Source organism: Bradyrhizobium sp. Kon10 (assembly GCF_055807395.1).
In genome coordinates this window covers 1-276 of sequence record NZ_JBVVOZ010000203.1, presented here as the reverse complement: position 1 = coordinate 276, position 276 = coordinate 1, and the positions used below count along the sequence as shown (strand labels likewise).

Annotated in this window: 1 protein-coding gene; it reads right to left on the bottom strand. The window is 56.2% G+C overall.

Going from position 1 to position 276, the window contains the following annotated elements; all coding sequences use genetic code 11:
• The coding region (locus AC0L2O_RS36720) for a TetR/AcrR family transcriptional regulator (RefSeq protein ID WP_473373194.1) at nucleotides 1-175 on the bottom strand (175 nt) is incomplete at its 3' end.
• Nucleotides 176-276 lie beyond the last annotated feature (101 nt).

Here is a 276-nt window from a genome sequence, read left to right as displayed (position 1 = left end):
GAACGTAGAACGTTCCCTTGGCGACGCCGGCCTCCCTGACCACGTCGTCGACTGTGACCGATTCCACGGCCTGCTTGGCGAACAACGAGTTGGCCGCGGCAACGAGTTCTGCTCGGGTTCGCGCGCGCTTTTCGCGCCCAATTTCGGCTCGACGAATCGGATTGACCTTCGCCATCGCTGATCAGATCTCCAACAACAGATTGTACACTAGGTCATATTGACCAAAACGTCCAGACTATGTTGGCTGGCTTTAATCGCGACTATCGTGACTCTGAC